General features: G+C 55.2%; 21 protein-coding genes. 10 read left to right on the forward strand and 11 right to left on the reverse strand.

What is annotated here, in order from left to right; translation table 11 throughout:
* Positions 1-14: 14 nt before the first annotated feature.
* Positions 15-629: a hypothetical protein gene (locus tag CA54_RS13195; RefSeq protein WP_146371204.1), complete on the reverse strand. Its 615-nt coding sequence runs from the start codon at positions 627-629 to the stop codon at positions 15-17.
* Positions 630-1,078: 449 nt separating this feature from the next.
* On the opposite strand from CA54_RS13195, the gene CA54_RS13200 reads away from it, so the two are divergent.
* A complete protein-coding gene (locus tag CA54_RS13200; RefSeq protein WP_146371205.1) occupies positions 1,079-1,324 on the forward strand; it encodes a hypothetical protein in 246 nt (81 codons plus the stop codon).
* A gap of 83 nt (positions 1,325-1,407) precedes the next feature.
* Here CA54_RS13200 and CA54_RS13205 read toward each other — a convergent pair whose 3' ends face one another.
* Both CA54_RS13205 and CA54_RS13210 read right to left on the reverse strand, forming a co-directional pair.
* Complete coding sequence (locus CA54_RS13205; RefSeq protein ID WP_390816751.1) at positions 1,408-3,774, reverse strand: FG-GAP-like repeat-containing protein; 2,367 nt, start codon at positions 3,772-3,774, stop codon at positions 1,408-1,410.
* Between the two features lie 882 nt (positions 3,775-4,656).
* The gene (locus tag CA54_RS13210) at positions 4,657-5,652 is read right to left on the reverse strand and encodes a sigma-70 family RNA polymerase sigma factor (protein WP_146371207.1); all 996 of its coding nucleotides are present in this window, start codon (positions 5,650-5,652) and stop codon (positions 4,657-4,659) included.
* A 639-nt stretch (positions 5,653-6,291) separates the two neighbouring features.
* On the opposite strand from CA54_RS13210, the gene CA54_RS13215 reads away from it, so the two are divergent.
* The 3 genes from CA54_RS13215 to CA54_RS13225 are packed head-to-tail and all read left to right on the forward strand — an operon-like array spanning position 6,292 to position 9,488.
* Positions 6,292-6,666, forward strand: a complete 375-nt coding sequence (locus CA54_RS13215; protein ID WP_146371208.1) for a DUF997 family protein — start codon at positions 6,292-6,294, stop codon at positions 6,664-6,666.
* Positions 6,663-8,645: a sodium:solute symporter family transporter gene (locus CA54_RS13220; RefSeq protein ID WP_146371209.1), complete on the forward strand. Its 1,983-nt coding sequence runs from the start codon at positions 6,663-6,665 to the stop codon at positions 8,643-8,645. The genes CA54_RS13215 and CA54_RS13220 overlap by 4 nt, the downstream gene beginning before the upstream one ends.
* A 9-nt stretch (positions 8,646-8,654) precedes the next feature.
* Entirely contained in the window at positions 8,655-9,488 is an 834-nt protein-coding gene (locus CA54_RS13225) for an amidohydrolase family protein (RefSeq protein ID WP_146371210.1), read from the forward strand.
* A gap of 41 nt (positions 9,489-9,529) precedes the next feature.
* Here the strand turns inward: CA54_RS13225 and CA54_RS13230 are convergent, their stop codons facing one another.
* The gene (locus CA54_RS13230) at positions 9,530-9,922 is read right to left on the reverse strand and encodes a hypothetical protein (RefSeq protein WP_146371211.1); all 393 of its coding nucleotides are present in this window, start codon (positions 9,920-9,922) and stop codon (positions 9,530-9,532) included.
* 73 nt (positions 9,923-9,995) lie between these two features.
* On the opposite strand from CA54_RS13230, the gene CA54_RS29335 reads away from it, so the two are divergent.
* The 3 genes from CA54_RS29335 to CA54_RS13235 all read left to right on the forward strand — a co-directional run bounded on the left by CA54_RS29335 (position 9,996) and on the right by CA54_RS13235 (position 10,721).
* Positions 9,996-10,145: a hypothetical protein gene (locus tag CA54_RS29335; RefSeq protein ID WP_197532434.1), complete on the forward strand. Its 150-nt coding sequence runs from the start codon at positions 9,996-9,998 to the stop codon at positions 10,143-10,145.
* 91 nt (positions 10,146-10,236) lie between these two features.
* Positions 10,237-10,398 carry a hypothetical protein gene (locus CA54_RS29340; protein ID WP_197532435.1) on the forward strand — a complete coding sequence of 54 codons (162 nt, stop codon included), beginning with the start codon at positions 10,237-10,239 and terminating at the stop codon, positions 10,396-10,398.
* A 122-nt stretch (positions 10,399-10,520) separates the two neighbouring features.
* On the forward strand, positions 10,521-10,721 hold the full coding sequence (locus tag CA54_RS13235; protein ID WP_146371212.1) for a hypothetical protein: 201 nt from the start codon (positions 10,521-10,523) through the stop codon (positions 10,719-10,721).
* A 10-nt stretch (positions 10,722-10,731) separates the two neighbouring features.
* Here CA54_RS13235 and CA54_RS13240 read toward each other — a convergent pair whose 3' ends face one another.
* On the reverse strand, positions 10,732-11,580 hold the full coding sequence (locus tag CA54_RS13240) for an MBL fold metallo-hydrolase (RefSeq protein WP_146371213.1): 849 nt from the start codon (positions 11,578-11,580) through the stop codon (positions 10,732-10,734).
* Positions 11,581-11,754: 174 nt separating this feature from the next.
* On the reverse strand, positions 11,755-13,431 hold the full coding sequence (locus tag CA54_RS13245) for an AMP-binding protein (protein WP_146371214.1): 1,677 nt from the start codon (positions 13,429-13,431) through the stop codon (positions 11,755-11,757).
* 152 nt (positions 13,432-13,583) lie between these two features.
* On the opposite strand from CA54_RS13245, the gene CA54_RS13250 reads away from it, so the two are divergent.
* On the forward strand, positions 13,584-14,792 hold the full coding sequence (locus tag CA54_RS13250; RefSeq protein WP_146371215.1) for a hypothetical protein: 1,209 nt from the start codon (positions 13,584-13,586) through the stop codon (positions 14,790-14,792).
* 33 nt (positions 14,793-14,825) lie between these two features.
* The gene (locus tag CA54_RS13255) at positions 14,826-16,259 is read left to right on the forward strand and encodes an oxidoreductase (RefSeq protein ID WP_146371216.1); all 1,434 of its coding nucleotides are present in this window, start codon (positions 14,826-14,828) and stop codon (positions 16,257-16,259) included.
* Between the two features lie 123 nt (positions 16,260-16,382).
* Here the strand turns inward: CA54_RS13255 and CA54_RS13260 are convergent, their stop codons facing one another.
* Together CA54_RS13260 and CA54_RS29345 are read right to left on the reverse strand one after the other, a co-directional pair.
* On the reverse strand, positions 16,383-17,408 hold the full coding sequence (locus CA54_RS13260; RefSeq protein ID WP_146371217.1) for a prenyltransferase/squalene oxidase repeat-containing protein: 1,026 nt from the start codon (positions 17,406-17,408) through the stop codon (positions 16,383-16,385).
* 446 nt (positions 17,409-17,854) lie between these two features.
* Complete coding sequence (locus CA54_RS29345; protein WP_197532436.1) at positions 17,855-18,337, reverse strand: hypothetical protein; 483 nt, start codon at positions 18,335-18,337, stop codon at positions 17,855-17,857.
* A gap of 537 nt (positions 18,338-18,874) precedes the next feature.
* Here CA54_RS29345 and CA54_RS13275 point away from each other — a divergent pair.
* A complete protein-coding gene (locus CA54_RS13275) occupies positions 18,875-19,072 on the forward strand; it encodes a hypothetical protein (protein ID WP_146371220.1) in 198 nt (65 codons plus the stop codon).
* Positions 19,073-19,250: 178 nt separating this feature from the next.
* Here CA54_RS13275 and CA54_RS13280 read toward each other — a convergent pair whose 3' ends face one another.
* The 3 genes from CA54_RS13280 to CA54_RS13290 form a co-directional block, all read right to left on the reverse strand.
* A complete protein-coding gene (locus CA54_RS13280; protein ID WP_146371221.1) occupies positions 19,251-20,324 on the reverse strand; it encodes a PP2C family protein-serine/threonine phosphatase in 1,074 nt (357 codons plus the stop codon).
* 293 nt (positions 20,325-20,617) lie between these two features.
* Complete coding sequence (locus CA54_RS13285) at positions 20,618-21,097, reverse strand: MaoC family dehydratase (RefSeq protein ID WP_146371222.1); 480 nt, start codon at positions 21,095-21,097, stop codon at positions 20,618-20,620.
* Positions 21,098-21,160: 63 nt separating this feature from the next.
* Positions 21,161-22,897: a class I adenylate-forming enzyme family protein gene (locus CA54_RS13290; RefSeq protein WP_146371223.1), complete on the reverse strand. Its 1,737-nt coding sequence runs from the start codon at positions 22,895-22,897 to the stop codon at positions 21,161-21,163.
* Positions 22,898-23,124: the final 227 nt, after the last annotated feature.

Consider the following 23,124-nt stretch of genomic DNA (forward strand, 5'->3'; position numbering starts at 1 on the left):
CCGACGCCGCAATATCAACTGATTGGTGTCGCGTGCATTTTGGGCAAGCGTCGAAACTGTCGCCGGATCCAGATTAAGGGAAATGGGGCTAACAGCCCGCACACAGCAAGAGTCCAAAAAAGAGTTTGGTGTGGCGGAGGTGAAACGGCTTTCGTCACAGCGGGTGTTGGTTTTGGAAGTGTTCCAATGTCGGATATCTCATAGAGAGCCATTTTGTTGGCATAGTAATCTTTTGTGGGCGGGTGGGCATCGACAAGCTGTACGGCGACCGTACCGACCGCGTCACGCACAACGATTTCCGAAAAGTTAATGTCGTCCCAATCATAGTAGACCCGGCGGCGCGCACCGGGAGCGATCGGTAGGTCACGAGAATGCCATGCGGGAATCGCTGGGAAAGCCGCCATTGATTGGGGTAAAACAGCCTTGAAGCCGGAGTTGAATGTCCCCACCGGTGTGACCCAGATAGTCTGTTGCGTTTTATTCTCGATCTCGAAATCTGAGATGAAGGCGAGTTGCATGGGGTTAATACAGTTCAAGAGGAACAGACCCCAAATTATCGTAACAACTAAGAATGGCATCGTGCCGATCAGCGCGATCCATAACAGTTTTCGCTTGGTTTTAATCAGCATCTCTTCCTCATCCAATTGGAAGTTTCGGGGCGGCGCTCGCTACTGACGTGTCCTTAACATATACGGGAATTCGAAGGAATTGTATATCGATATTTGTGATTGCTGACCTATGCGGCCCCTTCGCGCGAAGGCAAGTGCTTCCCACATCATTCGTGGAGGTCGCACAACCCGGTAACAAATTCAACCAAACATCCATTCGGCCAAATGATTCCGGGCTGCGGCAGGCAGCCGTCCGACCGAAGAGCTATCAACAATTGATGCCGTATTGCCAGCAAATTCCGCATAACCGTTCTTCGGCGCCGTGAGGCCTGCTGCCAATCCCGCAAAAAACTCTGCGGGATGCGCTCACGCGACATACGGTTCAGCGTGACTGGTGCGAGGAGATGCTGCGCCGTTTTCTCGCTTCGCTAGGCAAATCTCTGCGGCTCTTGATCAATAAGGAACATCGCATGGAAATCTTTGGAATGACGTTGTTTTATCTCGGCATGTTGGGCAGCATTGCCGGGGGGCTCTGGTTTTTGTTTGAAGCGTTTTCGGAAAACATCCTGTGGGGCTTGGGCTGTCTGTTTTTGCCGTTTGTGTCGCTGTTCTTTTTGGTCATCCATTGGAACAAAGCCGGCCGGCCGTTTTTGTTGCAAATCGCGTCGATCGCTCCCATCGTGGCGGGGATATTTTTGGGCTTCTCGCCGTCGTAGTGACGCGCTGGTCCAATCGTGGAATCGCCGCTTGCAGTTGCAAGCGGTTTTTTTGTGCGCTCAGCGGGGCGCACGGAAAACAATCACTCGGCCGTTTCAGTAGCGGGACGTTTTCGCACGATCGGGTGGGGAGTTTCGCCTTCAGTGATTTCTAATGTATGACCGACAGCGACGTCCGTGAAGACTTGTTCGTGGCCGGAGGGCCAGTGGATTTGTAAGCGATCAATCGTTGAATGCCGGCCCAGGCCGAAAACGAGTTGCCGCTCGTTACTGGCTTGGTAGCCATCGCCGGCGGTGAGTTGTCGTTGCCAAGTTTGCTTCCCAGCGGTCAGCATGACGGTTGTCCCCAAGGCGTCGATGGGGGACCCGGTCGCGCGGAGGCGGAGGGTGAGGGAGTTGCCGGGGCGCGGGGTTGTGTTTTTGAGCAGCACGACTGGTGCGTCGAGATGGGAAACGAGGATATCCTCCAGGCCATCGCCGTCGAAATCGATCTTGGCCAGAGCGCGGCCGAGATGTGAGGCTTCAAAATAGGGGCCGAGGCTTTCTGCTGCGGATTCCTGAAACCGGCCTGTGCCATCGTTGCGGAAGAGTTGTGGACGCATGTGATACGGTTTGGGGTCGCCGGGAGGATTGTCGACATGACCATTGGCGATCACTAAATCCAGGTCGCCATCCAGGTCGGCATCGAGGAACTGCGTGCCGAATCCCAGGAACGGCAAGCTCACGATATGCAGGCCGGCGCGGCGGGTGGCATCCTCAAAAAATCCGGCGCCGCGTCCCAAGTACAGCGTGTTGGATTCCTGATAATAGTTGGTGACAAATAAATCGAGTTGCCCATCGCCATTCACATCTCCACAGGCAATGCCCATGCCGGCTTCGGCAACCCCCTCGAAATTCAAAGCGGTCCCCGAGGCGAGTCCTTGTTCGGTGAAGTGTAATTTCTGGCTGTCGGTGGGGGTGGTGTTGCGAAAAAAGAAATTGGCAACGCCGTCATTGGCGACGAAGATATCGAGTCGTTGGTTCCCCGTAAAATCAGCGACCAATAGCCCGAGACCTTTTCCGTGGGGGACCCCGATACCGGTCTCGTCGGTGGCGTCGCGAAATTGGCCGTCGCCGGTGCCCAGGAACAGACGGTCTTGTTGTCCCTCAAATCGTTGTGGGGGACACAGCCCGCGATAGCCGGAGGGGAACTCGCATTCCACGTCGTAGATGTCCGCAGCGGTGAGGTAGTTGACGGCATAGATATCGGGGTGGCCGTCGCCGTTGAAATCGGCGATCGCACAACTGGTGCTCCAGGCTTCGTCTTGCGTGGCGATTGAATCGTCGACATCGCTGAACGTGCCGTCGCCATTGTTTTTGTACAGATGATTACGGCCGATGTTGGCGACGAAAAGGTCAGTGTGTCCGTCGTTGTTGTAATCGCCAGCGGTGACTCCTTGGCTGAAGCGGTCTTCGACGATTCCAGCGGCGGTGGTGACATCCTCGAACGTGCCGTCGCCGCGATTGCGATACAGGCGGTCGAGATACTCGGTTTGTCCCGCGACCGGCGGCCAGGTGCAGCCTTGCGTGAAATAGATGTCGGGCCAGCCATCGCTGTCGTAATCCAACACGGCAATGCCGCCGCCCGTGAATTCGTACATCTTCTTTGTTTCCTGAGTGGCATTCCCTCCGTTGAAGTATGTGAAGTTGATGCCGGCCGTTTTTGTAACATCGGCAAAAGTGATCGTGGCGGTACTGTTGGCCAGCGACGGGCGGCGACCCTCGCTGGGGTTCGTGGCATCACTCTGGGGTAACGGGTAATCCGACAGGTTGATATCGGAAACCGGTGTCGCTGGACGATGCGTTCGGGGGGGAATTGTATTCAACGCGACTTTGGTCTGTTCCACAAACGGAGTGGCCCATGACAAGTCAGCGCCGGCAGCCACGGCATGGTTCGCCCATTCGTAGCCTTCCCAGTAACGGCCGACCGATGTGCTGAGTTCAGCCGCACGGCGCAACAGGTCCGGATCAGCGGTGCGGTCGGCCGCGTGATAGATCTCAAACAAAACCTGTTCCAATTGTTGCATGACTTCAGAGCGTGCGAAAAACGGTGCAGCCTCCGAGGAGCGGTCTAAAGCGGTCAATGTTTGGCCCAGCAGGTAGTTCGCCTGACGATGATTCGGGTCCAGACGCAGCGATTCGTAGTAGCATCGGGCAGCTGTTTGCATGTTGCCTGTTTGTGCGGCGAGATTTCCCCGCACAACCCAAATATCAGGATGCCGGTCCGCTTCGGAGGGCAACGCTGCTTGCCAGGCTTGCCAAGCGGGCAAGGGCGAGGATTCCTGCCGCAGGATGCCCAACTGCGCATGGGCTTCGACAAGCTTGGGAGAGTTGACAATCAATTCCTGTAGCAAGGGTTCCGCGACATCCCACTCTTGTCGACGGACCGCCTGTTTGGCGATTGCAAGCACGACGAACGGATCGACCGAGGAGCGAGAGTTATCAACTTCCTCGTTGTGTGGCAAGGTGAGCAATGTTCGGCGGTCGCCTAATAACAACAGTTCGTCCAAGTTGGCATTGCCGGTTCGCACCAATTGAAAGAGATACCGTTCGGCGGCCCAGCGTTGTCCGGAGATGTCCAGCACAAAGGCCATCTGCCGTGCCGCGCGTTGATCGGCGGGATCGATCAGAACCAAACGCCGCAGCCGCGCCGCTGCATCGGCAAGTTGTCCGCTCTTCAGAAGGATGTCGGCCGCGGCGGCCAGTCCCAACGGGGCGGCCGGATCCTGTTCTGGGATTAGACCATAATAATTGACCGCATCGCCATAGCGGCGGAGTTTGGCGGCCGCTTCACCGGCGATCATCAGTGCCCGGCCGGACTGCGGGTGAATGTCCAGTACTAGGTTCGCATGGCGTTCGGCGGCGTTGTAATCTTCGTCCAACAACGCCTGCGTGGCCCGCTTGAGCGTCTCTTCGCCGGGCGGTTGCTGGCGTGCAAAAAAGGCATAGCTGCCGGCAGCCAAGCCCGCGACAAGCACCACGATCACGAGGGTTCGTTTCCGCCAATTGGTAGCAGCGCGGGCAGCGGTCGGCGAGGCAGCGTGGAAACGATCGTCGTTCATGGTGTTGCGAAGAGAAGAAGTGACCGGTAGCCATAGGGAATAGCGCACAAAGTGAATCGTACCTAGGGAATTCCAAGGTCACAAGCAGAGAACGTAGGGTGCCTCGCGACGCACCTTTCTCACGTAGGACAAGTGATTTTCCCAACTCCAAGTCGGAAAACTAGCCAACAGCCCAACACTCACCCAGACTGCATTACCTCACGCCTGTCCCTTCACGCCTCACCGCCAACTCTATGAGCGGAGATCAAAGCAATCGGTGCCGGATTCGGCGAGTGTGGTGCGGAGTTTGGCCAAGGCGCGGGCGACGATTTGCCGGACCCGTTCGGTGCTGATTTCCAATTGACTGGAGATTTCGCGGAACTTCATTTTGGTTCCCGATCCATCCAGCCCGAAACGGGACATGACAATCGTCCGTTCGCGGTTGTCGAGACTGGCCAGCATGCTGGAGACCAATGTGGTCATTTGGCGATGCTCGCGTTCGTACTCGGTGGGGCTGATGCCTGCGTCGGAAAATTCTTCGAATAAGTCCTGGGTCCCGGTGAGATATTGCGCCGAACGCCGCCGACTGCGCGGCGTGAACCGTACGAAGCTGTTGCGGATCGCCCAGGTGGCATAGGTGCTGAAACGGTAGCCCCGCGTGTAGTCAAAGATTTCGACGGCGCGAATCAAAGGTACGTTTCCTTCGCTGACAAGGTCTTCGAACGAATTGGCCGTATCGACAAAACGGCGGGCGATCGAAACGACCAATCTGAGGTTGGCTTGCACAATTTGATTGCGAATCGCGTGCGCCTGCTGAAGTAGCCCTTCGATGGTTTCGAGTTGCCGGTAAGTGGCGGTGTCAGCATCGACAGCGGCCCGCAGTTCGGCTGCCCGGTAGTTGTAGAAATTCATTTTCCGGAACAGGTGGAATTCCTGTTCGGGAGTGAGTAGCGGCGTCTCGTAGAGACTCGCCAGATAGGGGGGGATGCCGGATGGGGGTTTCTTTACCGATTCGTTCAGGAATCGTTCGTGGGCGGTATCCTCGGCGAGCGGTTCCGGCGCTAGAATCTTTTCCTGGGCGGCGGGGATGGAGAACATTTCGCAGGCAACGAATTCGATTTTGATGTCGGAAATTTTTTGGTAGAGCGCAGCACAATCCGGGTGCGAGGCTAGTGCGGTGCTCGGGTGAAATTCCAAGCACTTTGATTGCGGACGGGGCGCATGAAACTGTGAAAGATTGCTATTCATGCGGTTCTCCTACGCCAAAGGTTCAATCCATGAACTTTGCTGAAGTTTTCTCTGAGATGTGATGATCGTCGAACGCTACGGAAGATTACCGGCGAACATTTCTATGAATACCGCTGAATCGGCGGTGACGAGATTTTTAGAAAGTGAACAATCCCATTGCGGGATGGCAGGACCAAGCGTGCCGAGTCAGAACAATCTGTTTGCGAGAGCAGAACGAACTCATCTGCGTTGCGATTGGCAATGGAGACATCGCCTTGAAAATCGCGACGCGGTTGGAAGTCTGAAAAGAGGTCCACCGTTTTTGGAAAGCCTCTTTCCGGTACCGTCCTTGCATCTGGAGTGCCACATGAGACACAACATCTTGCTGTTATTGTCAAAAACGACAACCACAAAGTGCAGTCGTTTGTACCAAAATACCAGCCTATGGCAACAAAAAACTTGAAAAAATGCACCTTTCCTGTTGTTCTGTCCCCCAGCAATGACAGGAACAACCGTGAGAGAAGCAGCGGAGCCAACCGGCACTTGATGAAAAAGTTGGGCCTCATCCCTTTTGCAACTACGCGCTGGCGTCATTACAATCGTCATTTGATAATCTATTGATGCTACGACCAAGGAGAGTCCCGGGGACCAACAACTATTATGAATGCAGTCTCCCGCGAGCCAGCTCGCGATGATCAATCGTTTGACCCGGTATTTCTCAACGCCCGCCGTGAGGCATGGATCATTTTTAGTGTCTGGCTCATTTGTTTAGCTTGGTCCGTTCCCTACTGCTACCTCTACGGTTATCCGCCGAGCGATGAGGAGTTCAATCCGGAGACCTTCTCGACCTACATGGGTGTTCCCAGTTGGGTCTGTTGGGGGATTTTAGTCCCTTGGCTGCTCTCGAATGTGTTTACGATTTGGTTCTGCTTCTTTTACATGCAGGATGACGACCTAGGCGTCGCGAACGAGGGAAGTGACCTCGCTGAAGAAATCTCCGAAATGGACGCGGAGCAAAAGGGAGCAAACCCATGAGCGACGGACTCATTATCACACCGGTTTTAGCAGCCGGTTCCAATGCGGCTCTGTACACGTTTCTGGCTTATACGCTGGCCGTGTTCGGGTTGGCGGCCATGTCGAACCAACTGCTCAAATCCAAAAGCTTCATGAGCGAGTATTTCTTGGGGAGTCGGAGTTTGGGCGTGTGGGCTTTTGCCCTAACGTTCGCTGCGACGAGTGCCTCGGGGGGAAGTTTTACTGGTTTTCCCTCGAAGATTTATTCCCACGGGTGGACATTGGCACTGTGGATCGGCAGTTACATGGTGGTGCCGATCTGTGCCATGGGTTTGTTGGGCAAGCGAATCAACCAAGTCGCCCGCATCTCCGGCTCGATTACGGTTCCCGATGTATTGCGCGATCGTTTTCACAGCGCGGCGTTTGGGATTTTAGCGACGCTGCTCATCGTGTTTTTCATGACTTTCAACCTGGTGGCGCAATTCAAAGCCGGGGCGACAATCCTGACGACGCTGTTGAGCGATGTCGAACTTTATCACGACGCGACCGCTAGTGTGAATGAGATGACGGCCGGCGTACCGTTTTTGGCTGCTGTGGATCCTGGCTATCTGATTTGCTTGTTCGCATTCGGGGTCGCCGTAATTATCTACACGACATATGGCGGATTTCACGCGGTTGTCTGGACCGATGTGATGCAAGGGGTCGTGATGGTCATCGGCGTGATGATTATGCTGCCCTTGGCCATTTGGCAGGCGGGCGGCATGCAGCATGCCACGGAGGAAATGTCTAAAATGACGCCGCCCCGGATTGGGACGGTGACATTGCAACTCTCTGAGCCGCAACAGGACAGTTTCGTACTGCAGGCACAAACTTGGCTGAAGGCTCCGGGTGAAGATCAGCAAGCTCGGTTGTTTCGCGTATCTAAGAACACCTCGATTCCACCGGGAGGAACCCAGGTGGAGGAAGTGGATGTCGTCGAGATCACCACGCCTGAGGAAATCGCCCGTATCAAAGGCCAGTTGGAACGCGATCCCGTCACCGATCAATTGCCAGTTGAATACCAACTCAGCGACATTGAGGTCAGCGAATACGAATTCGGCGCCGGGAAGCGGGGCGTGTATGTCGTCGGTCCCGGTCCGCACAAAAGCAACTCGAACGGATTTTTGCCGCTTTCCCTGGCGATTTCCTTCTTCTTTATGTGGGCAATCTCCGGAGCCGGGCAGCCGAGTAGTATGGTCCGGTTGATGGCATTCAATAGTTCGACAACGCTGCGACGGTCGATCTTTACCGTCACGTTGTATTTCTCCTTCATCTACTTTCCACTGGTGGTGATCTTCTGCTGTGCGCGGATTTTGCTTCCGGGTATGGACTCGACGACCGATCGCATCATGCCTGAGATGGCGATTCTGTTGACGAAAAATGTGGGAATGTTGTGGTTGGCGGGATTGCTGGTGGCAGCGCCCTTTGCGGCTGTCATGTCTACTGTGGACAGCTTTTTGTTGATGATTTCCTCTGCTGTGGTGCGCGACATTTATCAGCGGAACATCAACCCCAAGGCGTCGGAAAAGACGGTCAAACTGCTGAGTTATGCCTGCACATTTGTCGTCGGATCCGGGGCCATGCTTGGCGCCTTGAATCCGCCGCAATACCTGCAGGACATCATCGTTTACACGGGCGGCGGGCTGGCGGCCTGCTTCTTGGGGCCGATGGTGTTCACCCTGTATTGGCCGCGGGCCAATGCACCTGGGGTGATCTCGGGAATGTTGGCGGGCTTTGCGGCTCACTTGTCGATGTATGTGGCGGGCATCTTCATGTTTGAAGATTTCTTCCAGAATGTCCGCCCGTATCAACTCTTCGATTTTGATCCGGTCGTGATCGGGCTATTCGTTTCGTTCATTGCTGTCTATGTCGTGACACTGATGACGCCCCCACCGCCGGCGGAGTTAGTTGATCGCTATTTCCGCAAAAAAAATCTCCACAACACGCGTGTTGAAGAATAGGCTGCTCTCATGAAGTACATTGATGCCCATTCGCATATTTGGACACCCGACACCGCCCACTATCCGCTGGCGGCCGGGTTCCGGCGAGCGAACATGCAGCCTCCCAGTTTTACGGTTGAAGAGTTACAGGCGCAGATGAAGCCCGCCGGGGTCAATCGCGTGGTGTTGATTCAAATGTCGTTTTACGGTTACGACAACGACTACATGCTGGACACGATCGAACGGTTTCCCGATCAGTTTGTGGGAGTGGTGGTCATTGACCAAAACGCCCAGGATCCGGAAATCCGTATGGGCCGGTTGCAGAAGCAAGGCGTGACCGGTTTTCGCATTTATCCCAAAGACCAACCGGTCGAGCGGTGGTTGGACAACAAGGGACTGCGAAAGATGTTCGCATTCGGTGCGAAGCGAAATCTGAATATGTGCTGTCTGATCGACACGGATGCGTTACCCGCGCTGGATAAAACCTGCCGGGAATTTCCCGACACACCGGTGGTCATTGACCATCTATGCCGCATCGGCACCGATGGCAAAATTCGCGAAGCCGACGTGCGCGCCCTGTGCGACATGGCTGTTCACAAAAACGTGACGGTCAAGGTGTCCGCCTTTTACGCCTTGGGCAAGAAAACGCCGCCTTATAAGGATCTCGGTCCGATGATTCGGCAGGTGTACGACGCGTTTGGGCCAGAGCGGTTGATGTGGGCCACCGATTGCCCGTTTCAAGTGGTCGACCATACGTACCTGCAATCGATCGAGTTGATCGAAAAACAGCTCGAATTCCTCTCAGCGGATGACCGCGAGTGGATACTCCGCAAAACGGCCGAACGGGTGTTTTTCCGGAGCTAATCCGGAGCAAATTTCCCGCAGCCGGATGTGGCAAGCTACAGCTACCGGCGTGTGATCGAGACGACATCGTCGATGGAGAACGGTCCCAGTTGTTCGACGCGACGGTTCGCATCAGCCGCGGTCGCTATCAGCACGAGTTGACCGAGATCGCTTTCGCGGGCATCCGGGAATCCCGCAGCGGTGGTGCCGTCGTTCAGCGTGACGACGATGTTGACTGTTTCATCAATCCCGGATAACTCGTCGTGGACCAGATCGGGAAACCGGCTCCATGCCCAAAACCAGAGGGTTTTATGCGCATCGATCTTACCCGCGATATTGGGCCAATCCTGTAGGGCGGCGAGCAAATCGCGGCGGCAGGCTTGCTTGCACCAGGGAATGAGAATTCGATCAATCCAGTCTCGCCGTGAAGCAGCCAATTCGCTAAAAGTCCGCATATTGAACTCCGTTGACAGGCAACGGTTCCGTAGTTTGGTTTAGGAAAGGTAGTGGTTGGGATCGGAGCGTACCGTGGCTACCGGGCAGCGCCAAGTCGGTTTTGAAGGCGAAATGGTCAACAAAACCGGCAAAATCGGCGAATTCGTCGGTCAATTATTCCCCAGAAATTGGATTGAAAAACCTGGAATCGGGTTGTGGGTGAAGGCGGAATCGGTACGATAATAGCTACGACAGTTAGCAGTTTGGCACGTCGGGCATGGCCCGGCAGTTGGTCTTTCACAACTCAGTCGCACTAGTCGGAAAGGTTCTGAGGATGTATTCGTCTACAATGGTGGATGTCGATTTCGTAGAGGAGCTTCGCTTGCGGACGTGGGCACGGCAAAACTTTGTTTCCGCAGAAGATCGGGACATGGAATGGCATCCGGTCGTTCTCGAAGAAATGCGAAATATCGACGAAGAATCTCAAGACGACTGAACCCCCAAGAGACACTGTGAAGAGCCGGACGAGTGGATGAGTCCGGCTTTTTTCGTAGGCACAATTCTGCGCCGTCGTGCGACTTTTCTCATTTAGAAGACAATGAACCACGCAGGCTCAACATGGATGAAAAGCCAAAACCATCCGCTGCCACGGGTCGCCCTTTTTTGTCGGTGCACCTGAAGTGCTGCAACATCTATCAGCGGATTTACCCCAACGCCGCCGGCGACGCTTATGCCGGTTGGTGCCCCCGCTGCGCCACAGCCATCCGCGTGCCGATCGTCGAGAGCGGAGGAAGTAGCACCCGTTTTTTCACAACGTAGCTGCGACTGTTCAGAGTTGCGGCAACTGTTCGGCGATGGCAAATCCCCGTTTTGCATCGCGTTGCAAACGGGCAGCGGCGATGTCGGGGTCGTGATCGAACAGCGCCCACCAACCGTGTTCAGCGATGCGGCCCAGTAGTTCCGGCTTGGCGCGGCGTGTTTGCAGCAGGTCGATGTCATACGCCATGCACCACAGCGGCGGCAGATGCGCTGCCATGGGACAAATGTCGCCAATGAACACAGCGGTTTCTCCGCCACTTTCGATGAACAGCGACTGATGCCCATTGGTGTGGCCGCCGTTGACTTCAGCGCGGATGCCCGGCACGATCTCCACATCGCCATCGATCAGCAGCAACTGTCCCGCTGCGGCAAGGGGTAACAAATTGTCCTGTGGATACGCGCCTTGCAGTTCGGGGAAATTTGCCGTGGCATTCACCCATTCCAGACGCTGGGCCACATAGGTCGCATTGGGAAATGTCGGACGTGGATTACCCTGATCGTCCAATTGCGTCGCTCCCCCGGCATGGTCGAAATGCAGATGCGAAAGGATCACCATGTCGACTTGCTCAACGCCGATGCCGTGAGTCGCCAGATTTTCGACCAACGGATCCCCCGGCTCAGCCCCATGAATCCGCCGCTTCTTTTCCGAAAACTTGGACCCATACCCGGTTTCGATGAGGATCGTCTTTTCACCAGTCTCGATCAGCACGCAATTCGTCGCAGAGGTCATCAGGTTATTCGCATCGACGTCGACAACGCGTTGCCAAAGGACCTTAGGAACAACACCAAACATCGTCCCCGCATCGATACGAAAAACGCCGCCGGAAATTGTGGTGAGTTGAAAGTCGCCGAGGATCATGGATGTGGCATTCGTTTATGGAAGTTAAAAGTTCACCACGGAGGCACGGAGGACACGGAGAAAACGAGACAGTAGGCTTTAGACCGTAGGCCTTAGGAAGACACTCTGACTCGTTCCTAAAGCCTACGGTCTAAGGCCTCTTCCCGTCTCCGTGCCTCCGTGGTGATTTCTAAGTCACGCCGTTTCGGATTCGTTGAGGCCCAATTCGGCGATCATGGTTTCGCGGATTTTGAACTTTTGGATTTTTCCGGTCACTGTTTGCGGGAATCCTGTGACGAATTTGACGTAGCGTGGCACTTTATAGTGCGCCAAGCTACTGCGGCAGAATTGTTGTACGTCTTGTTCGGTCAAAGTTGCGTCGGGTTTGAGGCGGATCCAGACGGCGAGTTCTTCAACGTATTTTGCGTCGGGCACGCCGACGACGGCGACGTCTCCTACGGCGGGGTGGGTGTATAAGAATTCCTCGATTTCGCGGGGATAGATATTCTCACCGCCACGACAAACCATGTCCTTCATGCGGCCGGTGATGCGGTAGTAGCCGTTGGGTAAACGCACCGCCAAGTCGCCGCTATGCAGCCAGCCGTCGTCATCGATGGCGGCGGCGGTCGCATCGGGCATTTGGTAATAGCCTAGCATCACAACGTGTCCGCGAGCACAGAGTTCTCCCTGTTGTTCGTCGCCTAATTCCTCACCGTTGGCCGGGTCGACGATTTTGACCTCCACGTCGGGCAGCGGCCGGCCGACGGTTTTGACGCGTAGTTCCAAGGGGTCGTCGGTGCGGGTTTGTGTGATCACCGGCGAGGCTTCGGTCAGTCCATAGGCGATCGTGATTTCGCGAGCCCCTAATTCGTCGACGACCCGCTGCATCACCTCAATCGGGCAAGGACTGCCCGCCATGATCCCGGTCCGCAGAGAACTCAAATCGAGTGCGGGGCGTGTGGAGTGATCCAATTGAGCAATAAACATGGTCGGCACGCCATAGATCGACGTCGCCCGTTCGGCGGCAATTGCGGCAAGCGTCGCTTCGGCATCAAAATGTTCGGCCGGAATGATCATCGCTGCTCCACGCACAGCAGCTCCCAAGACACCCAAAACGCAGCCAAAGCAATGATAAAACGGCACGGGAATACAGATACGGTCAGCGGCGGTCAGTTGTTGGCACTGGCCGATGTAATAGGCGTTGAGCAGCAAATTGCGGTGGGTGAGTGTCGCCCCTTTGGGAAACCCGGTCGTACCGGAGGTGAATTGGATGTTGATCGCATCAGCGGGTTTCAAATGGCTTTCGCGCTCGGAAAGGTCAGCGCCTGTTACCGTGTCGGCCCCTTTGAGAAATAACTCCCAACTCAACATGCCGACGGTGGGCTCGCCTTGGATGGCAATGACGTGCCGCAGTTTGGGGAAATCTTTCAGTTGCACATTTTGCGGATCACAGCCGACCAGTTCGGGCACTGCTTCGTTGAGCATGGCGCGGTAATCGGAACCGCGAAATTTGTCTAATAAAAATAGCGTATCGATGTCGGCTTGTTTGAGGACGTATTGCAGTTCAAAGGCACGGTAGGCAGGATTGATCGTGACCAACACGGCACCGATCCGCGCGGTGGCGAATTGCAGCAAAACCCATTGCGGCCAATTCGTAGCCCAGACGGCGACATGGCTCCCAGTCTCGACGCCCAGCGCGAGCAAACCGCGGGCGACGTGATCGACGTCGGCGTCGAGTTGGGTGTAACTCCAGCGCCGGTCGAGTTGCGGAAAGACCAGCGCATCGGCATCGGGAGATCGCTGCGCGGTTTCGCGGAGCATCTCACCAATCGTCAGTCCGTCGATCCAGAGGGGAGAAGCGGCAGCCGTCATGGATTGCCTCCTGTTGGGAAAATCGAATGAGACGCAAGGAATAAATCACCGTATGACGCTTAAGCAAATTCTAGCCGGTTGGCGGCGATTGGTGTAGAATAGAATTGAAAGTCGCGCGGTGAATGTCATAATAGCCGCCGGAGGAGGATTCCATGAGCGCTTTGGCAGCATATCCAACCTTGCCATTGCCGGCCTACAAGTCCAAGTTGCAAATCGTTGAGGACGAATCCGGTCTGCACGTACGCCGCCGCGTTGGGTCGAACGGCATCGTGGTTTTTCTTTCCCTGTGGTGGCTGTTTTGGACATTTGGTTGCGGCGTTCTAGTTTTTCTGTTGATTGATCATCCGTCGTGGGGAACGGTATTATTTGCGATACCATTCTTCGCCCTCTGGGTAGGGACGCCATTCCTCATCCGCTGCGAAATGTGGGGTATGGAAGAGTTGGTTCTCGGCGAAGTCGCACTTTCGTACCGTAAAGGCGTTCGGAAGTTTGCTAGACAATGGACAGTTCCTCGGGTGGATATCCGCCGTGTGTGCATCGTTTTTGGCGATCTTCGCAACTCGGAAAACGAGCTAGAGCTATACGGTCTTTTGATTAAGACGCACGGAGAATCATTTATTTTTGCTGACGGCGCGCAATTGCCTGAATGTAAAACAATCCTTGAAATCTTGGCCGAGCGTTTGGAACAGGCGGACCGCGACGGTGACGAAATCGTCGATTGGGATCAGCGTCATATCGCCCCGGAAGACGTTGAGATAGTGGGGATCAGCGACGTCCCGCGAAGTCAGCCCGACGGAAGCCGCATCTGCTGCGCTCAAGCCGACGACACCTCGCAATTTACGTCGCTTCCCAATTCGCGGCGAGAAATCGTCCTGGCTGTGGTCGGCGTGGCATTTTTGAACTTGTTTTGGAACGGAATTGTGGGGGTGTTTATTTACAAATTGATTACCGATTTTGAATGGTTGCTATTCTTTTTTCTCATCCCGTTTGAAGTGATTGGCGTCTCATTGATTGGTTATTTTGTGTGGATGCTGTTGACTCCTTGGAAGAGCGTCTCGTATGCATTCACGTCCCACAATATCGGCCGCCGTTTTCGGCTGGGGCGATTCCGTCGCGATCGATACTACGACGCCGGCCGTCTCAATCGAATTGAACTTCGCTGGACCGACAATCCACAAGTGCTAGGCGATAGGGACAAGCACTCTTTTCACGAACTCGGTGATGATTCGCCATGTTCGCTCGCATTCGTCGACAACGACAACCGTGACACGTTGGAAATTTTTAGTCTCACCGAAGCCGAGGCCCGGTGGATGGCCGATGTGTTATTGCGGGGGTATCATGGCGACTGGTTTGAAAACTGATGATTCGTTCTCCCCAAACATTGATATCCCTCCATGGCTCGCTTTTTCAAGTACAAGTCCCCCAGTGACGTGACCGCCGATGCCGCGACGTTGGGGTATGACATTCCCGCCACCGAAGACCTTGCGCCGTTGTTTCAGCCGGTCGCGGTTGGTGACCGCACCGTGGGCAATCGGTTCGCGATTCATCCGATGGAGGGTTGCGACGGCACGTTGGATGGGCATCCCGATGAGTTGACCTATCGGCGGTACCTGCGCTTCGGCGCCGGCGGCGCGAAATTGATCTGGGGCGAGGCGACCGCGATCGCTGACGACGGGCGAATGAATTCGCGGCAGTTGTTGATCAATGACGCGAATGCCGCTGGGTTGGAAAATATGCTCGCCGATTGCCGGGCAGCGCATCGTGAATCGGTTGGCGACGATGCCGATTTGTTGCTCGGTCTGCAACTGACGCATTCGGGACGATTTAGTTTTCGCAAACCAAAAATCGCCTGCCATGACCCAATCCTCGATCCGATCACGCTGGATAAATCGACCGGGAAATTTATCGATGCGTCGTATCCGGTGCTGACCGATGACGATTTGAAACAGATTGAAGATCAATACTTGGCAGCAGCGCGGCTGGCGGCCAAGGTGGGTTGTGATTTCATCGACCTCAAACAATGCCACCGCTATTTGCTGTCGGAATTGTTGGGGGCGAAGCATCGTCCGGGCGAATATGGCGGGAGCTTTGAGAATCGGACGCGGTTGATTCGCAATATCACCCAGCGGATTGCGGCGGAACTGCCGGAGCTGATCCTGGCGACGCGGTTCAATGCCTACGATGGGATTCCCTATCGTTCGAGAGCCGAGGACAAAATCGGCGAGCCGTATCCTCACGAGTTGCCGTTACAGGTCGCCTTTGGAACCAACCCGCAGAATCATCGCAAGGAACAGCTCGACGAACCGGTGCAGTTGGCGGAGAATATGAAGCAATGGGGCATGAAATTGCTGAGTGTTTCGATGGGCAATCCTTATGCGAATCCGCACATTGTGCGTCCAGCAGAATTTCCGCCGGTGGATGGTTATCACTCGCCCGAACATCCATTGGACGGCATTGCGCGGCATTTTCGCATCGCGCAGCGGATCCAACAAACTGTCGGTGAGGTCCCTGTCGTGGGGAGCGGATACAGTTGGCTGCAGGATTTCGCCCCGCACGTCGGCGCCGCCAACGTGGCCAACGGCAGCATTGCCTTCGTGGGCTTCGGCCGGGCAACGTTGTCGCATCCCGATTTCGTCAAAACGATTCAAGAGACCGGAAGTCTCAATCGCAAGAAGGTCTGTCGCACATTTTCGTATTGCACGAATTTGATGCGCGCCAAGCACAACAAACTCGGCCAGTATGCAACCGGCTGCCCGCCGTTTGATAAGGAAGTCTACGGGCCGCTCTGGGACGAAGTGAAACAGTCGACCGATTCACGAGATGCCTAGCTGCGTGATCGCCAAAAGTTTACCACGGAGGCACGGAGCGGGAAGGACACGTGTGTGAAACGCGGGCCAACGACTTCTATCCGTGTTAATCCGTGTTAATCCGTGGCTAAGTTTTTTCAGAACTCAACGCTGGTAAATCGGCAAGAAGCCGTTCTCGAGTTGTAGGATGGTGGCGTTGATTGCGGTGGTGTAGACCGGTCCCACGTGCCCTTCTTTCCAGCTGCCGTCGGCTGATTGGCGGCGGAGAATGGTGTTGCTTAGGTCGCGGATGTATTTGTTCCATTCCTTACCGTCCAGCCGATACATCACCTGTGCGTAATAATAGTGCGCGTAATGCCAATGGCCGAAGGAGCGGGAGGAACCGCCGGTGACGGTGAGGTTCTTTTTGCAATAGGCCAGCAGCCGCTTTGTGTATTCCGACTCGTACTCGCCGGAATTGAACATGCAGGCCAATGCGGCGGCTGTGATGGGGGGACGGGCTCCGCCGCCGCGAATGGAGTATTGCACGCCCCCTTCTTTGGTCGTGCATTTTTCGATGTAGGTCACCGCCTTGTCGATGATCTCCTTGGGGACGGGAATCCCGGCATTGCGACAGGCCCGCAAGCCCTGCACTTGCGTGATACAGGTTGAACCTTCGTCAAAATCGTTACCGTCACGCGCGGAGACGTAACCCCAACCGCCCGATTTGGTTTGTGCTTTGCCGCAAAAATCGACAGCTTTGGTGAGGACGTATTTGAGTTCCTCGCGGCGCTGTTCCTTCTCTTCTTCGCCGAACACCTGCGACAAAAACAGCATGGAGAATCCGTGGCCGTACATATAGTGGTAATCGTTTTGGTAGCCGATCAAGCCGTTCTTGCGGGAACGCTCTATGAGATAGTCGACGGCCAATTGAATCTGCCGGGAATATTTTCCGCGCGTGGTGGTCGAACCTTCGCACAACAAGGCATTTCCCGCCAGGGCGGTCATGGCAACACGGTATTGGGAATGTTGGGCTTCCCAATAACCCTGCGGCCGTTGTTCGCGGGCGAGATAATCCAAGGCACGTTGGACAGCACCGGCCACTTTGGGGTCGGTTTTCCGTGCTGCTTGAGATTCGGCTCCAGATGCCAATACGAGGCAAAATAAAGTGAGTGCAAGTACGCGGTTCATCCAAGGGACCTCGCTGAGGAACACAAAACGGCGGGTGAGTTTTGTCCTCTTGCGGACACCCTCCCTAGTTAATGGTAGCTAGAAGCCTGATTCTCTCAAGCCCGGTTTGACCTGTGAGGTGGGAATCGGCCTAAAAGGGAGCGAATTGTGTGCTGCGAAATTCGCTCCGAATGGTTTAGCGAATCGGGGCGCAGTTCAATGAGATAGGGTCGCGCCGATTGCACGTATTCCGGAGGATATCCGTGCATGGAGAGATCGCGACAATCGAAATAATCGTCCCATCGCTAGCGGGATTCGCCCGATTACGGTCCGATCTCAATATTCGATGTGCCTGGATTCGTCAGATCGCCGAAAAAAACTACGTCTTACCCGAAATGACTTGATGGGCGACAAAAAATCCTCAAACCCAATGGCGTGATTCGCCTCCTGTGAACCGAGGGTGTCGCTCACGTTCGCATTAGCAAAATTAGGAGATGCTCTGATATGAAGTGGATGACCTTTACTGCGGCATTGATGATCTGTTGTGCCATCACGAGCCAAGCCGACGCCGGCTTGTTCGGTAAGCACAAAAATCGTTGTTGTGCCCCCCAAGCTTCGTGCTGTGCGCCCGCGCCTTCATGCTGTGCCCCCGCGGCCGCCTGCTGTGCTCCGGCTCCCACGACTTGCTGCGCCCCGACGACCTGCTGTGCTCCGGTTGATTGCTGCAACAGCTGCTGCTGCAAAAAGAAAAAGTGCGGTTGGTTCAAAAAGATGTGCCGTAAGTTCAAGAAGAAAAAGTGCTGCAACAGCTGCTGTGCCCCGGCCTGCTGTGCCCCGGCCTGCTGTGCCCCGGCTCCGACAACTTGCTGTGCTCCGGCTGCCTGTGCACCGGCTCCGGCGACTTGCTGTGCTCCGGCCGCTCCCAGCTGCTGTGCCCCGGCTCCGGCCAACTGCTGTGCCCCGGCTGCCGCTGGCTGCTGTGCTCCCTAGTTGACTGATTGGTTGATCGGATACAAAGCTGCCGGCTGGGATGAACATCCTGAGTGCTGCAAACCAAATCGGCTGCTTTGCGAACGTGAGTAGAATGCCTGGGGAGGAAAGCAATCGTGCCTTCCTTCCCAGGAACTCATCGCCAAATCCGCCAAACCAACTGATTGCGAAAATCACAACACAATTGACGCCGATGATCGACAGAGATTGAGTTTTCGCAGATGAATTGTATTGTCAAGAAGCGCCCGCATTGTCGGGCGTTTCTTGCTGCGCGGTGGGAATAAAACGCAGTCCAATTTCCACACCCTCCCGTCAACGTCACTTCACCCCTCCCGACGCGATTCTTGCGTCTGCAAGTTGTGGATCTCTATTGATCCTGGCACAAAAACTGCACTGCTCATCCCGCCTCTCGATTGTGCATGCGGAGCTTAGCAGTATTCTCCGCTTGTCGAATCTCTCTCAAAATTCCAGCGGGCCCGAACACGATGACCTCTCCCATGACCGACGCCGAATTGGCGGAAATCAAACATCTCCTCGAGACTGCCTATTGCAACCCCTTGTGGCGCAAACATGTTTTGTCGCTCATCGCCGAAGTGGACCGTTTGAAATCAATGGAAGAGGCCAACGATGAGGATTCGCGATCCTCGGGGACCGACGATCGTCACGACTTCTTAAATGACACGATCTTTCTCTAGTCGCCGCGTTGACTAAGCGCCGGTAGTTTGTAAAAACGACGTACTGCGCGACGATGGATTTTGGCGTTTTTTACATTCGATTCGCGATCTAAGATGCGGCCCGTGTTTGACGCAAAAATACGGAGCAAAATCGGTGGATGTAGAATGCTCTTTGAGTCGGCTGTGTCTCCGTGGTGCCTCAGCGGAATTTGACAACCACGGCGGTATTGTCATCTTTTTGAGTGCTGCTGGCGGAAAAATCATCGGCAGCTTTGAAGATGGTTTCAACCACCTCTAAAGCTGGACGGTCACGACTTTGTCGTGCCACTTCGAAGAGTCGCTCCTCGCCGAACAGTGTGCCCTCAGAATCAGTTGTCTCCAAAATTCCGTCGGTCACCAGTAACATGAGATCGCCGCGTCCCAGGTGAATCGGCTGGGAGTTGTTTATCACGGCGTTTTCGTCAATGCCCAATGCGATGCCGGTGGGGCTAAGGACCTGCCCTTCGCCGTTGGCCCGTAGTAGATAGGCATTGTGCCCGGCACTGGTGTATGTTGTTGTCGAGGATCCTGATTCCAGCCGCGCCATGAAGATAGTTACGAAGCGTCCTTCTTCGACATCCTGGGCGACGGCATGGTTGGCCAGTGTCAGGATCTCGCCGATGTCATTGCGAGTTTGGGCCAAGGACCGAAGAAACGCCCGCGTTTCGGACATCAACAACGCAGGACCGATGCCATGTCCGCTGACGTCAGCCACGACTACGATGTGGCTGCCGTCGTGCATGGGGATGTAATCGAAATAATCTCCGCTGGCCCACTCGGCCGGCTTCGATGCCCCGGCAACGTCGTAGTCTTTGATGTCGGGCGGTTCGTCGGGAAATAGGTTTTCCTGAATTTGCCGAGCGATGCGCAGCTCGTCTTCATTCCGCCGGACAACCTGCTCCAGCCGTTTTTTATCGCGTCTCAGCAACGCATCCGCCTTGTGGAGTTCAACAAATAGCGGTTCAATGAGGGCGATTCCAGCCACGAGCAAGATCGACACCAATAGGCTGATCAGGCTTTCGGTCCAAAATGCGGCGTCGGCCTCTGCATCAGCAAGTCGCTCGCCCCACGTGCTGACCAGGCTCGTACCACGGCCGATGGTCATCACGATGGCAGCTGCGGAGATAAATATCCATGCGGACCGGCGGCGGTACAATTGATTCAGCCGCAACGCCAAGCCGGCGGCCGTCAATTGGGCAATCACGCTAAGGATCAAGACAAGTTTTACGGCCATGGAGCGACGCTTTCATGCTCAACAACATCGTGCCGATCACGAGAAACCCTGGCGAGCATGTTCACGCGATTTACGTGGTTTGCGAGCGGCCAGACATATGTCATTCAGTCCCCAACTCGCCTAAACTAGTCGTTTGAGAGCGCATCATAGCGAGTGCCTTGGGCGATGAACAGTTGGCCGCCGTGCGATTTTTGGGTCGTTTTATCTCGGGGGACATCAGCGATAATGACGCATTCAGGACGGCGATTATCGCGACCGGCAGGGACTCATTGCGGAGAACTCTCTACGGCAAATCAACTCGTCTGCTCTGGATAAAACATCATAACGAGCCATTCTGCGACCAGTGCGGGTTTGTCTTCTCCCTCGATTTCGATGGTGTTTTCTGTTTTGACCAAGATACGTGATTCGCCGCGCGGCGTGACATCCAAGAGCCGGATGTGGCAGCGAATGCGTTTGCCGACTCGGACCGGAGCCATCATCCGCAGACGGTCAAATCCGTAGTTGATGCCGAATTGCGCGCCCTCGGGATAATCCTGACCGGCAGCCTGCCGTGACAAGTGCGTCAGCATCGCGATTGTCCAAAATCCGAAAGCGATCGTTCCGCCAAACGGGCTATCGCGGGCCGCCCGCTCCGGATCGGTGTGTAGCCAATCCTCGTCACCGGTGGCGCGTCCGAATTGGTTGATGTTCTCTTGCTCTGCGGTATGCCAATCAGAAACCAACTGGGATTCATAAAATTGGCGGATCTCTTCCACGCGTTGTTGCTGGCTCATTGGCGTTGCTCGATTGATAGAATTCTGAACTTCTCCCCGATCCAACTTCAGGCGGGACGGCGTTTAAGTGCTGTGGGATGTTTCCGGTTTCACACAATCCCAACCCCCCTCGGCACGTAGATTCTCGACTTCCGCGGTCGCCATTTCCCGCAAACGAACGTAATCGCTTTTGGCGACACGATTGAGCGGAAACGAACCGGGCGGCATCAACACGTAGTGCGACGGTCGCATGTAGGATGCGATTTCGCGTGCGTGTTCTTCTAAAGTATCGCGGCTCAAGGTGGCGTCTGGCTTTAGCTCGACGAACAACACGACCCCTTCGCTGAAAATTGCATGATCCGTTCCCACCGCTCCGCAGGTCGCGACGTGTTCCTTCATCCGGGAGAAATGTTCTTCGATCTGCGCTGGGTGAATCTGATACCCCTTGGGTTTGATCACTAATTTTGAACGCCCGGAAAATTTGAGCCCATGCTCGCTTTTTGCGCCCAAGTCGCCCGTATAGCAGACTCCGTCGCGGGAGACGGTCCGTTGATAGGCTTCGGGATTGCCGACATACTCCCGAAAGACTTGCGGCCCGCTGAAACAAATTTCGCCGATTTCACCATCGGGCAATTCCGGACCGGCCGTTCCGTCTTCGTTCATCGGCGCGCGGATCGTTAGCGGGGTCACGGGCATCCACCATCCGAGCGTTTCGGTCAATTGACGCACATCGCGGGTCACCGGTGTATACGTGACAAACCCGGCCATTTCTGACAGTCCCAAACCGGTCGCGGAGCTCGGGAACTCGGCCAGCACCTGTTCGACGAATTGCGTGGGAACTTGCTGCCCGCCAAACATCACCGCTTGGACAGACGACAAATCGTAGCTGTCGTAGTTGGGCAGCAAACGCTGCATGTTGAACATCGCTGGGATTTGTCCGAACAAGTCGACCTGATATTCCTGAATGGCCCGCAATGTTTTTTCAGCGTCAAACACATACAGGATCACAGCCGTGATGCCGCAAAAGAAACTGGTCATCAATTGTTCGGCTTGGCAACCGACGTGCGAAGGGGGCAGATTGACGAGTTGCCGCTTCGAGTGGGTCATATTAAAACCACCTCCCAAACACATGTTTTGGCAGGTGATGTTGCGGTGCGTCAGCAGTGCGGGCTTGGGCAGGCCGGTCGAGCCGGTCGTATAAATCACTTGTGCGCCGTCAGTCGGTTTGACCGCAGCAGTGATTTCGACATAGCGAGCATGCACGTCGGAGTCGGCGGGAATGGGTTGCGCGGCAAGGGTCTCGTAAGCCAGCGCGCCGGGAATGGTTTCGCCGGTTGGCGACATCTGAATGAAGTGCTCGACGAACGGGCATTGTTCCTGCACAATGCGGCCTAGGTGCGAAAGGTCGACGACACCCGTATCGCCTGGGAAGACGTAGCCCTTGGCCTGGATCATTTCCAGCGAGCGAACGATTTCCTCCTCTTTGAGTCGCAAGTCGAGCGGCGCGTGGATGACACCCAATTGAAAGCAAGCGTACTCTAAGAAAATGTGTTCGACGTACAGCGGCAACGACGTCGCTAGAAAATCACCGGGGCCGAAGCCGAGGTTTAATAGCCTGAGCGCCAATGCGGTGATGGCTTCGTCAAATTCCCGATAGGTATATTGATTGCCCGTCTCAGCATCGATGATCGCGATTGTATCGGGTGTTTCGACAGCCCATTTTCGAATCACCCCATGCAGCAAATGGCGGTCGGCGTAGTCGGTTTCATAATGTTCGAGTGTGTATTGCGGTACACCCTCGCGGTAAGTGAGTTCAGTCATTATAGCCTGCGAGATGAAACAGTTTTCGATAAAATGTGAAGACCGGTGAGCGATGCCTTCATTCACTATCCTCGCTCAACTCTGCCCATTGGGATGCTGGGGCGATTATAGAGTGAACGACAGTTGAATTGAAAATGACTCACGACAGATTTCCAGTTGCGTGCCTGAAAGTGGACAGCATACTATGCAGCTGTGAATTCAACGTATGACGAACGTTCTACTGCTTG

This window comes from Symmachiella macrocystis (genome assembly GCF_007860075.1).
GTDB lineage: Bacteria > Planctomycetota > Planctomycetia > Planctomycetales > Planctomycetaceae > Symmachiella > Symmachiella macrocystis.